This window comes from Streptomyces sp. NPDC047971 (assembly GCF_040653355.1).
In the GTDB taxonomy this organism is placed as follows: domain Bacteria; phylum Actinomycetota; class Actinomycetes; order Streptomycetales; family Streptomycetaceae; genus Streptomyces.
Genome location: NZ_JBEZNW010000006.1, coordinates 250,738 through 262,989 on the forward strand (window position 1 = coordinate 250,738; position 12,252 = coordinate 262,989).

At 72.3% G+C, this 12,252-nt stretch carries 11 protein-coding genes; 4 read left to right on the forward strand and 7 right to left on the reverse strand.

The genetic code is table 11. The annotated features are described in order from the left end of the window. Positions 1–3: 3 nt before the first annotated feature. The 3 genes from AB0D99_RS09155 to AB0D99_RS09165 form a co-directional block, all read right to left on the reverse strand. Entirely contained in the window at positions 4–1,011 is a 1,008-nt protein-coding gene (locus tag AB0D99_RS09155; protein ID WP_362358364.1) for a MoxR family ATPase, read from the reverse strand. 109 nt (positions 1,012–1,120) lie between these two features. Further along, positions 1,121–3,241, reverse strand: coding sequence for a trypsin-like peptidase domain-containing protein (locus tag AB0D99_RS09160; RefSeq protein WP_362358365.1), 2,121 nt, complete (start codon positions 3,239–3,241; stop codon positions 1,121–1,123). Beyond that, positions 3,238–3,693: a CU044_2847 family protein gene (locus AB0D99_RS09165; RefSeq protein WP_362358366.1), complete on the reverse strand. Its 456-nt coding sequence runs from the start codon at positions 3,691–3,693 to the stop codon at positions 3,238–3,240. Before AB0D99_RS09165 ends, AB0D99_RS09160 begins: the two co-directional genes overlap by 4 nt. A gap of 70 nt (positions 3,694–3,763) precedes the next feature. On the opposite strand from AB0D99_RS09165, the gene AB0D99_RS09170 reads away from it, so the two are divergent. After that, on the forward strand, positions 3,764–3,973 hold the full coding sequence (locus AB0D99_RS09170) for a DUF6104 family protein (RefSeq protein ID WP_362358385.1): 210 nt from the start codon (positions 3,764–3,766) through the stop codon (positions 3,971–3,973). A 181-nt stretch (positions 3,974–4,154) separates the two neighbouring features. Here the strand turns inward: AB0D99_RS09170 and AB0D99_RS09175 are convergent, their stop codons facing one another. Continuing rightward, entirely contained in the window at positions 4,155–4,970 is an 816-nt protein-coding gene (locus AB0D99_RS09175) for a hypothetical protein (protein ID WP_362358367.1), read from the reverse strand. Between the two features lie 147 nt (positions 4,971–5,117). Here AB0D99_RS09175 and AB0D99_RS09180 point away from each other — a divergent pair, with 147 nt between their 5' ends. Together AB0D99_RS09180 and AB0D99_RS09185 are read left to right on the forward strand one after the other, a co-directional pair. Next, on the forward strand, positions 5,118–5,978 hold the full coding sequence (locus tag AB0D99_RS09180; protein WP_362358368.1) for a DUF4097 family beta strand repeat-containing protein: 861 nt from the start codon (positions 5,118–5,120) through the stop codon (positions 5,976–5,978). 1 nt (position 5,979) lies between these two features. Beyond that, entirely contained in the window at positions 5,980–6,939 is a 960-nt protein-coding gene (locus AB0D99_RS09185) for a helix-turn-helix transcriptional regulator (RefSeq protein ID WP_362358369.1), read from the forward strand. A 96-nt stretch (positions 6,940–7,035) separates the two neighbouring features. Here AB0D99_RS09185 and AB0D99_RS09190 read toward each other — a convergent pair whose 3' ends face one another. The 3 genes from AB0D99_RS09190 to AB0D99_RS09200 all read right to left on the reverse strand — a co-directional run bounded on the left by AB0D99_RS09190 (position 7,036) and on the right by AB0D99_RS09200 (position 10,807). Next, positions 7,036–8,412, reverse strand: coding sequence for a cellulase family glycosylhydrolase (locus tag AB0D99_RS09190; protein WP_362358370.1), 1,377 nt, complete (start codon positions 8,410–8,412; stop codon positions 7,036–7,038). Positions 8,413–8,477: 65 nt separating this feature from the next. Further along, positions 8,478–9,443, reverse strand: coding sequence for a zinc-binding dehydrogenase (locus AB0D99_RS09195; RefSeq protein WP_362358371.1), 966 nt, complete (start codon positions 9,441–9,443; stop codon positions 8,478–8,480). 155 nt (positions 9,444–9,598) lie between these two features. Beyond that, on the reverse strand, positions 9,599–10,807 hold the full coding sequence (locus AB0D99_RS09200) for an NADP-dependent malic enzyme (RefSeq protein ID WP_362358372.1): 1,209 nt from the start codon (positions 10,805–10,807) through the stop codon (positions 9,599–9,601). Between the two features lie 537 nt (positions 10,808–11,344). Here AB0D99_RS09200 and AB0D99_RS09205 point away from each other — a divergent pair. After that, the coding region (locus AB0D99_RS09205) for an ABC transporter substrate-binding protein (RefSeq protein ID WP_362358373.1) at positions 11,345–12,252 on the forward strand (908 nt) is incomplete at its 3' end.

Here is a 12,252-nt window from a genome sequence, read left to right on the forward strand (position 1 = left end):
CCATCACCTCGGCTGATCGAGCGGCTGCATGAGCATGTCCGCGATGCGTTCCCGGGTCACCCGCTCGGCGCGCGGGGCGTGCTGGGTCAGGTAGATCGCGTTCAGGAGCTGGTCGGTGGCGATGACCTCGCCGGGGTCTCGGTTCAGGAAGCGGCCGACCAGGTCCTCCTCGGCCGCGGCGGCGTCCGGCCCGAGGTGGGCCTCGATCATGGCGCCGAGCTGCTCCTCGCCCGGCGGTTCCAGCTCCAGACGGATGCAGCGGCGCAACAGGGCGGCGGGGAAGTCCCGTTCGCCGTTGGAGGTGAGGACGATGAACGGGAAGGTCGAGCAGCGGATGCGGCCGCCCTGGACGGGCACTTTGCGGCCGTCGTCGTCGAGCACCTCGACCACCGGCTCCCGGTCGGCGAGGCGCTCCAGCTCGGGGATGGCGAACTCGCCCTCCTCCAGGGCGTTCAGCAGGTCGTTCGGCAGGTCGAGGTCGCTCTTGTCGAGCTCGTCGATGAGCAGGACCCGGGGCTGCGCGGAGGGGAGCAGCGCGGTGCCGAGCGGTCCGAGCCTGATGTACGAGCCGATGCCGGCCGGGGTCGCGGCGGGCACCGTCGATCCGGCCTGGGCGCGCTCCAGCTGGACGTCCTGGAGGCGGCCGATGGCGTCGTAGCGGTAGAGCCCGTCCTGGAGGGTGGACCTGCTGACGATGGGCCAGCGCAGCACGCGGCCGAGGCCCAGTTCGTGGGCGACGGCGTGGGCCAAAGTGGATTTGCCCGTACCGGGGTTCCCGGTGACCAGCAGCGGCCTGCGCAGATAGAGGGCCGCGTTGACGGCGTCGGTCTCCGCGGGCCTGGGGTGGTGGTTCTGGACCAGCCGGCGGCGCACGCCGAGCCGCCGGTCACGGCCGGCGAGGGTGTCGTCGGCCCCTCCGGTGGAGAAGTCGCGCCAGGGCGGCGGGGCGGGCAGTCGCCTTATCTCGTCGTGCGGGTGGCCGGCACCACGGTAGATCCGCCAATCGGTCACGATGAACTCCTTCTGGCTGTGGTGTCGTGGACCGGCGCGTCGAACGTACCGCCCGCCCACGGGCGCGGCCGACGCGAATTCCGGTCGATTTGTCCCGGTGTTCGCACGGTCACCAGCCCTCCTCGCCGATCATCCGCGGGCCCTGGAGCGGGTCTTCGCGCGGTGGGCGGTCGGGCGGGTCGAAGAGGACGGCGAGGGTCGAGGCCCAGGCATGCTCGGAAGGGGCGGCCGGCGGACCCTCCCCGGCGCCGGTGGGCGCGTGCGTGTCGGGGTCGGGGCCGAAGTCGTCGTACCCGTCGGGGTCGACGTCCGCGTCCGCGGCCACGCGCTTGCGCAGCGAGAGGACCGGCGCGTGCAGCACCTCCGCCCTGCCCACTCCGGCGAGCAGCCGGCCGGCCCGCTCATGGAAGTCGACGCAGTCCGCGTGATCGTGGGCCCCGGTCCGCCACAGGGCGATCGGGTGCCCCGCGGCCAGCGCGGCGGCCATGGCCTTGAGCCCTTCGCCGCTTCCCGTCCGGCCGCAGAAGACGGGCACGGAGCCGTCCTCGGCCTCGGAGAGTCGCACCCATGCCTGTCGGGGGGTCTCCCGGCGGACGCGGGCCGTGTGCGCGTCCCCTCCCGCGCCGAGCGTCTCGGCACGCAGCGGAACCGCCGTGAGCGGCCCCCGGCCCGCCGTGCGCCACCGTTTGTGCCACTCGGGCGACGGCGGCCGCTCGTTGCGGGCCCGGTCCCGGATGACGACGATCCGGCGCTGGCCGAGGGGCAGCGAGCGTTCGTCGAAGAGTTCGTCGTCGGGCGACAGCCGCCAGGTGTCGATGGGTTCGTCGAAGAGCTCGCGCGGCAGAAGGGCCTCGACGGCGGCCAGGTGCTCGCCGCGGTCGCCCAGGGCCAGTGCCTTGGCGAGCGGCTCCCGCAGGGTCTCGTGGAGGTGGTCCCGCTCCACACCCACGTCGTTCCCGTCCACCGGTCTGATCGTGTGCCCGTCGAAGAGCAGCTTCACCCGCCAGGGAAACAGGCTGCCGTAGCGCGGGGAGTCGATCTCGATCAGGACGTCGGCCCGTGAACCGGCGTCCGGGACCGCACGCGATCCGCCGCGCCGCCCGGGGCCGAGCAGCCCCGCGACGGTCTGCCGGACGACGAGCGGCGTCCCGGCCGCGGCGTCGGTCACCCAGGCGCCCAGGCTCCGGATCGCCGCGCTGTCCCCGTGCCGCTCCCTGACGTGCCGGGCGACCCCGGCCGCGTACACGAGCACCGCGTTCAGGCTGGGGTCGGAGGCCGGTTCCTGGTGCGGGTCGTGGAGCTCCTGGAGCAGTCCGACGCCCTCCCGCCAGGTGTGCGGGGCGTCCTCCAGCAGGGGCCGGACGCTCAGCCCCACCGTCTGCTCCCGCACCTCGTCGACGAGGTGCAGCACGTCGCCGGGGCCGCCCGGCGGGGGCAGTTCGGCGAGCCGGCCGTAGAGGTGGATACGGCGTCCGGGGTCGAGGCCCGTGACGGCGGGAGGCCGGTGTCTGATCTGCGCCCTGGTCCAGTCGGAGTCCTCGGAGAGCGAGCGGTAGCGGGCGAGGTGGTGGCGGTCGTGCTCGCGGATGACGTCGGAGAGCAGCCGGCCGCCGCGCGCCCGGTGGAGCCGGCGCAGCGAGGTGATGGGGACGGCGGCGCCCTCGTCCGCGCCACGCCCCTTGTTGAGCCCGATGACGGCCGCGCGGTTCAGGTCGACCACCGGTCCGCCGGAGAGCCCCTTCACCGGCTGCGTCCCCCGCAGCAGCAGCGCCTCTCCGTCGACGCCGTGGATCTCGCCGACCGCGTCGCGGATCCCCAGCCTGCCGGTCTCCCGGGACCAGCCGTGCAGGCTGACCTGGATCGGCTCGGCGATCACGGGCATCCGCTCACTGAGCCGTACGCAGCTCACGTCCTGGACGTCGGGGACGCGGACGAGCGCCAGGTCGGGGAAGTCCCATGTGTCGAGGCCCTGTTCGGGCACGGAGGGGCGCGGGCTGGCCAGGGCGACCTCGCCGGTCGTCACACCGCCCTCCCAGACGATGCCGACGGCCCGCTCGCCTCTCCACACCGCGCCTCCCCCCTTTGCCACGACGTGGGCGCAGGTCAGCACCCAGCCGGGGGCGATGAAGAAGCCGGTGCCCCAGTACCGGTCGCCGTGCGGGTCATACCCGTCCCCGGGAGCCGCGATGCGTACCAGTGCGGGGCGCACGAGGGATTCGAAGGCGCTCATACGGCGCCATCGGCCGCCGAGCGGTGGTGCGGCCCTGTGTCGGGCGCCGGCGCGGGTCCGGGAACGGCTGCCGGGCCCGGCGCGTGTGCCGGGTCGGGGGTGTGCGCGTCCGGGGCGGCCGCCGGGCCCGGTTCGGTCCAGGTCAGGGAGACCGAGATCGAGGCCGTGCCGCCGCCCTCGGCGAGGACGCTGATCACCTTGCCCGCCTGGGCGGACAGTTCGATGCCGAAGGTGACCGCGACCTCGACCGGCGCCTGCGGGGAGAGTCCGGCCCGCAGGGAGCCGACCACCCCGCGCACCACGTCGGTGAGTCCGCCGGCCATGGAGACGACCCGGTCGCCGACGCCGGTGTCCTCGAAACCGCCGCCCCGTTCCAGCTCGGCCGGTTCGCTGACCCTGGCCCACACCGGTGTTCCGTCGTCCAGTCGTATACGAGCGATCCCATGCGTCACAGCGGCCCCCCGCTCCCCGAAACGATGATGAAGAAGGCTAGTCCCTGCCACCGACGAGCGCGAGGGTCCCATCGGACCCACGGCCTATCCTGAGCGCATGTACTTCACTGACCGTGGCATCGAGGAACTGGAGAAGCGGCGCGGCGAGGAGGAGGTCACCTTCGAGTGGCTGGCCGAGCAGCTGCGGACGTTCGTCGATCTCAACCCCGACTTCGAGGTGCCGGTGGAGCGCCTCGCGACCTGGCTGGCGCGTCTGGACGACGAGGACGAGGACGAGTGATCCGGGACGGCGGGCGCCGGTCGGCGTCGCGCGCGTAGGGACCCTGTTCCGGGGCGCCGGTCGGCGTCGCGCGCGTGGAAGCCCTCGGCGATCCGGCCGCGCTCGCGCGGCCCGAAAAGGGCCCCTTCTCCGGGGCGGCGGGCGCCGGTCGGCGTCGCGCACGGAGGGACACTCCTCCGGGTCAGCGACCGCGCAGGCGGTCGTAGGCCAGACCCAGCGCCCCGTGCGCGACGAGCAGCGCCCCGGCCGCCGCCCAGCCGGCGCTGCGTCGTCCGACGCCCCAGGCGAGCAGCGGCAGCCCCGCCCCGAGTTGGACCGCACCGAGCAGCCGGGCCCTGGGACCGCGCACGTACGGGCCGATCCGGCCGCCCTCCACCGCGTCGAGTTCGGCGCGTACGGCGTCGCGCCAGCCGTGCCATTCGAGCTGTTCGGCCCCCTGGGCGAGGGCCACCGAGCGGAGCCGGTCGGCGCTCTCTCCGGGGGTGATCCCGGTCGGCAGGTCGAGGCCGGAACGCGTGAGGACCGCGGTGAGACCGATGAGCCTGGCATGGGCGTCGGCCTCCTTGTCGGGCCCGGTGAGCGGCTCCAGCTCCTGGACGTCCAGGACGGGGTCGAGGGCGAGCCGGGCCGCGAAGGTGCGCATGGCCTCGTCCTCGCCGACGGGGGTGCCGTCGGCGAGCCAGGTGTAGCCGACCGTGCGGCGGAATCCCGCGGCGAGCGTGTAGCCGGCCCGGTCCGCGTCCCACCAGAGCGCGAGGACGGGCCAGGTGGCGGCGGAGACGGCCAGTGCGGTGGCCCAGCCGGTGACGACCCGTTCGACGGATTCGCCGCCGTGGAGCCAGGGCTTCCCCTCCGGCACGATGACGCTCCACTCCGTTCCGGCCGGGGCGAGGAGCAGCTGCTCCCGCAGCAGCTGGGCCGGCGGGCGTACGGCCGCGGGCTCGGCACGGCAGAGCAGCAGCGCCCCGGCGGGGCGCGGTCCGGATGTCGCGTTCATGGCCCCACGCTAGGTCAATTTGTCCATGTACGAGGGGTAATGACCTCGCGAACCACCGGGGGACGGGGTTGACTTCCCGGCACCGCGATATATCGTGTTCATCAAGAGACGCGATATGTTGCGTCCCAGAAGCCGGAGGTCAGCACGATGACAGAGTGGTCCGTGGCCGAGCCTGTGAAACTCGCGCTGACCGAGCCCGTGACGCGCCTGCGCGTCCGCATCGTCGGCGGCACGGTGAACGTCGTGGGCACCGACGAGCCGACCGCCCGCCTCGAGGTCTCCTCCGTCGAAGGCCCGCCGCTGGTCGTGACCCAGGAGGGTTCCACCCTGACGGTCACCTACGAGGACCTGCAGTGGAAGGGCATCCTCAAGTGGCTCGACCGGGTGGGACACCGCCGCCATGCCGTGGTCTCCGTCGCGGTCCCCGCCAGGACCGACGTCGAGGTGGGCGTGATCGGCGCCGGCGCGGTCGTCTCCGGCATCAAGGGACGCACGGACGTCCGGGGCGTCACGGGCGACACCACGCTCGTCGGGCTCTCCGGCCCGGTCCACGCCGAGAGCGTCTCCGGCAGCCTGGAGGCCCAGTCCGTCACGGGCGCGCTGCGCGTGAACTCCGTGACCGGCGACGTGACGGTCATCGAGGCGGCGGGCGCGGTGAAGGCCGACACCCTCAGCGGCGACATGGTGATCGACCTCGACGCCGGGGACCTGGACGGCCCGCCCGCCGACATCCGGCTGAACAGCGTCTCCGGCGAGGTCGCCATCCGGCTCCCGCACCCCGCGGACGCCCGCGTCGAGGCGAACACGACGAGCGGCTCCGTCTCCAACGCCTTCGACGACCTGCGGGTCGACGGGCAGTGGGGCGCCAAGAGCATCACCGGCACCCTCGGGGCCGGGCGCGGCACTCTCAGGGCGACGACGGTCTCCGGCTCGATCGCCCTGCTCCGCCGCCCGGACGCGGCCGCGTCCGACGACTTCGAAGCCGCCTCCACCGGAAAGGTGCTGTGACATGCCGCCCGTCTTCGCCCACGGCCGACTGCGCCTCTATCTCCTCAAGCTCCTCGACGAGGCGCCCCGCCACGGCTACGAGGTGATCAGACTCCTGGAGGAGCGCTTCCAGGGGCTGTACGCACCCTCCGCGGGCACGGTCTATCCCCGGCTGGCCAAGCTGGAGGCCGAGGGCCTGGTCACCCACGCCACCGAGGGCGGCCGCAAGGTGTACTCGATCACCGACGCGGGCCGCGCGGAGCTCGCCGGCCGCGGCGGCGAACTGGCCGATCTGGAGCTGGAGATCCGCGAGTCGGTCTCCGAGCTGGCCGCCGAGATCCGAGACGACGTGCGCGGCGCCGCGGGCAAACTGCGCAGCGAGATGCGCGCGGCGGCGGGCGAGACCCGGCGCAAGGAATCCTCGTTCGCCGACGCCAAGGAGGAGCTGCGCCGCGCCAAGCAGGAGTGGCGGGAGCAGACCCGACAGGCCCGCGCGGAGGCCCAGTCGGCGCGCCGCCAGGCCAAGGAGTTCCAGCGGATCGCCAAGCAGGTCCAGGACGAGGTCCAGGACCGCTTCGCGCGCGGCGACTGGCCGAAGGGCGTCTGGGAGGGCATCTCGGACATCACCGCCCAGCTGGGCGGCCTGGTCACGGGCACGACGCACCCCAAGGCGTCGGCGCCCGACCCGACCGCGGCCGACCCGACCGCGGCCGCCGCGCCCCCCACCCGGGACGGCGCCGGCTCCCGGCCGGCCGCCGACACCACAGCCGCCGCGCCGGAGTGGGCCGCCGACACCGAGTCGACGGGCGACCCGGCCCGTGATCTGGACCGGCTCCTGGACCGCTTCCGCGACGAGATCCGCGACGCGGCCCGCGACCACGGGGTGACGGCGGCGCAGCTGGCGGACACGCGTCACCGGCTGTCCACGGCGGCGGCGCACATCACCGCGCTGCTGCACCGGGCGGGCGAGCAGACCCGCTGATCCGACGCGGGGCGGCGGGAGACACGCCCGCCGCCCCGGCACGGACCCCGACCGCGGCGGGGCTGCCACCCCGCCGCGCGACGGTCCCGCGCACCGTCAGCCCCGGGTGACGGTCACCGTCACCCGGGCTCCCGGCGCCGCCACCACCCACGCACGGCCCGCGTCCTTCCGCAGCACGACCGCCTTCCCCCCGGCCGCCATGCGCCAGGCACCCGGGGGAAGGGACAGCTCCGTCACCCGCGAGCCGCGCCGTCCGGAGTCGTACTCCAGCCGGTAGACCCCGGTCCCGGAGTCGTAGCCGGAGGAGCGGACCGCGCCCGCGACCGCCTCCGCGTACGGCTGCGCCGTCTCCTCCTTGTTCGTACGGAAGGCACCGGAGCCGTCCACGGCGCAGTAGCCGCCGCCGTAGCACCACACATAGCCCGCCCACCCGCTGCCGTACCGGCCGAGGGAGGCCATCGCGTCCCGGTAGAAGCGGTTCATGTTCGGCAGGGAGTTGTTGAGCGGCCCCCACTCCCCCACGACCACCGGGACCTTGTACTCCTTCGGGTACCGCGTCACGGCCTGTTCGTACGTCTCGATCCAGCCGGCCGCCGGGTCGTAGTCGGCGCCCGCCTCCATGGCCGTGTTGTAGAAGTGCGGGGCGTAGACGATCTTCGGGTCGTCGATCCTCCCGAGTCCCGTCGGCACGCCCTCGCCGACGATCGGCGTGGGCTCGACGAAGATCCACGCGTCCCGGTCCACCGAACGGACGGCATCCGCGAGCCGGTTGTACATCGGCGTCAGCTGGTCGCGCTCGATCCGCCGGGCGGCCGTCGGCAGGTCCTCACCCTCGCGCAGCTCCCCCATCGGCTCGTTGATCAGGTCGTAGCCGAGGACGGCCGGATGGTCCTCGAAGCGGTCGGCGAGGACCCGCCACATCCGGGCCTGCGCGCGCCGCAGGTCCTCGTCCTCGTAGAGATGGGTGAAGGCGCGCTGCACGGCCGGCTCGAAGTACTCGGCGAACCAGTCGTCGGGGTGCGGGGTGAAGGGCAGTCCGTCCGTCCTGGTCGCCCAGGCGGGCACGCCCCGGTGACCGAAGGCCGGGCCGAAGACGTCCTGGTGGGCGTCGAGGAGGACATGGACGTCGTGCTTCTCCGCCCAGTCCAGGACGCGCTCGATCCTGCGCAGATAGCTCTCGCTGTAGTGGCCCCGCCGCGGTTCCAGGTCGTCCCAGAAGACGAGGAGCCGGGCGAAGTTGAAGCCCTTGGCCCGCATGTCGCGGAAGTGCCGCTCGGTGATGGCGTCGAGGGCCTGCTCGCCCCGGTTCGCCTTGTCCTCGACGTTCCAGCCCCGCAGGGTGAGCGTGCGTCCGCGTTCGTCGGTGAGGACGGGTATGCCGGCGCCCGCGTCGGCCCCGGTACCGGCGTGGGCGGCCGTGGGGGCGAGGAGCGCGGCGACAAGGGCGCCCGCGGCAAGGGTCGTTCGTGACATGGGAACCTCCGGCACGACGGTGTGAGCGCGATGCCGGAGATCCCATCAGTGGATCTGACGATCCATCAAGAGTTGGTCAGGACGATCTTTCCGAAGAGCTCGCCCGAGGCCATCTTCTCGAAGCCCTCGCGGGCCCGGTCCAGCGGAAGCACCTCGTCGATCACCGGCCGCACTCCCGTGGCGGCACAGAACGACAGCAGGTCCTCCAGCTCGTCCTTCGTGCCCATGGTCGAGCCGACGACCTTGAGCTCCAGGAAGAAGATCCGGGTCAGCTCGGCGTGCGAGGGCCGGTCGCCGCTGGTCGCGCCCGAGATGACCAGGGTTCCTCCGGGCCGCAGCGACTTGACCGAGTGCGACCAGGTCGCCGCTCCGACCGTCTCGATCACCGCGTCCACGCGCTTCGGCAGCCGCGCCCCCGGCTCGTACGCCTCGACGGCGCCGAGCTCGACGGCCCGCTTGCGCTTGGCCTCGTCACGGCTGGTGGCGAAGACCCGCAGACCGGCCGCCTTGCCGAGCGCGATCGCCGCGGTGGCGACACCGCCGCCGGCGCCCTGCACGAGGATCGAGTCACCGGGGCGCACCCCGGCGTTGGTGAAGAGCATCCGGTACGCGGTGAGCCAGGCGGTCGGCAGGCAGGCCGCCTCCTCGAAGGAGAGCTCCTTGGGCTTGGGGAGCACGTTCCAGGTGGGCACGGTGACGCGCTCGGCGAAGGTCCCCTGGTAGCGCTCGGTCAGGATGGAGCGCGGCTCGTCGGGGCCCACTCCGTGGCCGGACTGTCCGATGACGGAGTGCAGGACGACCTCGTTGCCGTGCTCGTCGATGCCGGCGGCGTCGCAGCCGAGGATCATCGGCAGCTTCTCCTCGGGCAGGCCCACACCGCGCAGCGACCACAGGTCGTGGTGGTTGAGGGAGGCGGCCTTGACGGTGACGGTGGTCCACCCGGCCCGTACCTCGGGCTCGGGCCGTTCCCCCAGCTCAAGGCCGTTCAACGGCTGGTCGCGGTCGATTCGGGCGGCGTAGGCAGCGAACATGACCATGAGCGTAGGGTCGCCGGGCCCGCGGCGGAACCGCACGCCGCTGTGACGCACGTCCCTGCCGCACGTCCCTGCCGCGCCTCCCGGCCGGAGCACGCGGAAGGGCCCCGCCCTGAGACCAGGACGGGGCCCTTCACGGAGTGTGCGACGCGTCAGCGGCGCGCCACGCCCTCGGCGCGGGCCGCGGCCGCGACGGCGGCCGCGACGGCCGGGGCGACCCGCTCGTCGAACGGCGAGGGGATCACTCGGTCGGCGGAGAGCTCGTCCGCGACCACGTCCGCGATCGCGTTGGCCGCGGCGATCTTCATGCCCTCGGTGATCCGGGAGGCCCGGACCTGGAGGGCGCCCGCGAAGATGCCGGGGAACGCGAGCACGTTGTTGATCTGGTTCGGGTAGTCCGAACGACCGGTCGCCACGACGGCCGCGTACTTGTGCGCGACGTCGGGGTGGACCTCCGGGTTCGGGTTGGCCATGGCGAACACGAACGCGTTCGGCGCCATGGACGCGACCGCGGCCTCCGGGACCGTACCGCCGGAGACGCCGATGAAGACGTCCGCGCCGGCCAGCGCGGTCTCCAGGGAGCCGGAGAGGCCCGCCTTGTTGGTGATCTCCGCGAGCTCGCGCTTGACCGGGGTGAGGTCGTCCCGGTCGAGGCTCACGATGCCCTTACGGTCCGCGACGGCCACGTCACCGAGCCCCGCCTCCAGCAGGAACTTGGCGATCGCGACCCCGGCCGCGCCGGCGCCGGAGATGACTCCGCGCAGGTCACCGAGGGTGCGGCCGGTCAGCTTCGCCGCGTTGCGGAGCGCGGCGAGGGTGACCACGGCCGTGCCGTGCTGGTCGTCGTGGAAGACGGGGATGTCGAGGCGCTCCTGGAGCTTGCGCTCGATCTCGAAGCACCGCGGCGCCGAGATGTCCTCCAGGTTCACTCCCCCGAAGGAGGGGGCGAGCCGGACGACGGTCTCCACGATCTCGTCGGTGTCCGTGGTGGCGAGCGCGATCGGCACCGCGTCCACGCCGCCGAACTGCTTGAAGAGGATGGCCTTCCCCTCCATGACCGGAAGCGACGCCTCCGGGCCGATGTCTCCGAGTCCGAGCACCGCCGTACCGTCGGTCACGACCGCGACGACCTGGGACTTCCAGGTGTAGTCGTGGACCAGTTCCGGCTGCTCGGCGATCGCGGTGCACACCTTGGCGACGCCGGGCGTGTACGCGAGGGACAGGTCGTCCTTGTCACGCAGCGGCACCGTGGCCGAGATGGCCATCTTGCCGCCGCGGTGCAGCGCGAAGGCCGGATCGAAGGGCTCCTGAGCCCCTTCCGTGCCACTGTCGCTGCGAGGATTGACGATCTCCGCTGCCATTGGGTTGACCCCTTAAGTCTTCTTCATTTGAGGGTGGCCACTCCTGGTTGAGGAGGGGTGGGCGGGTCCCGCGGTCGCCTTGTCTGGCAACCGCGCGGGCGCGCCGCACAACGCGCCCTGAGCCCCGGATGAGGGGTGTAAGGATCCTTCTTACCGGACGTACGACACCGTAGACGAGTCCAATTCGGAGCGGTGATGCGACTCATACGGCCGCATTGGCACCTTGCGCGGAGCAGGCGCATCATCGAATGTCCGGACACGGTATGCCGTACGCCGGATCGTGGCCTTCGTATCGTCCGAATGGCGAGATAGACCGGAGATTTTCCGGTGGTAACACGGTATCTCCGAAGAAGGTCCGGCCCTGATGTACCGGCCTGTCGTGATTCGGGGGTCACCCGTTATCCGATTTTGACATGCGGAGCCGCACGATTCAGCTGGTCCGAATGGCAAGATGCCCGTAATCACACGAGGTCGCGACACCCGAAGGTGCGTGCGCGCGGCCTAGGCAACTCCCTCATACGCCGGAGGAACCCGACCATGACCGCACGCTCCACGCGCTGTACGACCGCTGCCAAGACCCGCACCTCCCGTCTTGCCGCGGTCGCCGCCATCGCGGTCGCCGGCTCCATGCTGATGACCGCCTGCGGCGACCAGACCGAGGGCGGCTCCGCCGAGGGCACCAAGACCGGCGCTGCCTCCAACGCCCCGCTCTTCTCCAAGCTGCCCGCCGACATCCAGAAGGCCGGCGTCATCAAGGTGGGTACGGACGCCACCTACGCCCCGATGGAGTTCAAGGAGGGCGAGAAGATCGTCGGTGTCGACCCCGACATCGCCGCGGCGCTCTCCAAGCAGCTCGGCGTGAACTTCCAGTTCACGAGCGGCACCTTCGACACCCTGCTCACCGCGCTGCCGACCGGTCGCACGGACATCGTGATGTCCTCGATGACCGACACCAAGGAGCGCCAGGAGGGTCTCGACGACAAGGGCCAGAAGACCGGTGCCGGTGTCGACTTCGTCGACTACTTCACCGCCTCCACCGGCATCCTGGTGAAGAAGGGCAACCCGGAGAACATCCAGTCCCTGGACGACCTGTGCGGCAAGAAGCTCGCCGTCCAGCGCGGCACCACCTACGAGCAGGCCGCCAAGGACCAGGCCGAGAAGTGCAAGAAGGACGGCAAGCCCGCCCTCACCTTCGAGTCCTTCCCGACCGACGCCGAGGCCCAGACCCGCGTCAAGGCGGGCGGCGCCGTCGCCGACCTGAACGACTCCCCGGTCGCCGCGTACATCGCGAAGACCGCGGGCGGCGGCAACGACTTCGAGGCGATCGCCAACAAGACGGACGCCGGCCTCTTCGGTATCGCGGTGGACAAGAAGAACACCCAGCTGCGTGACGCGCTGAAGGAAGCGCTGGACGCGATCATCAAGGACGGCACCTACAAGGCCGC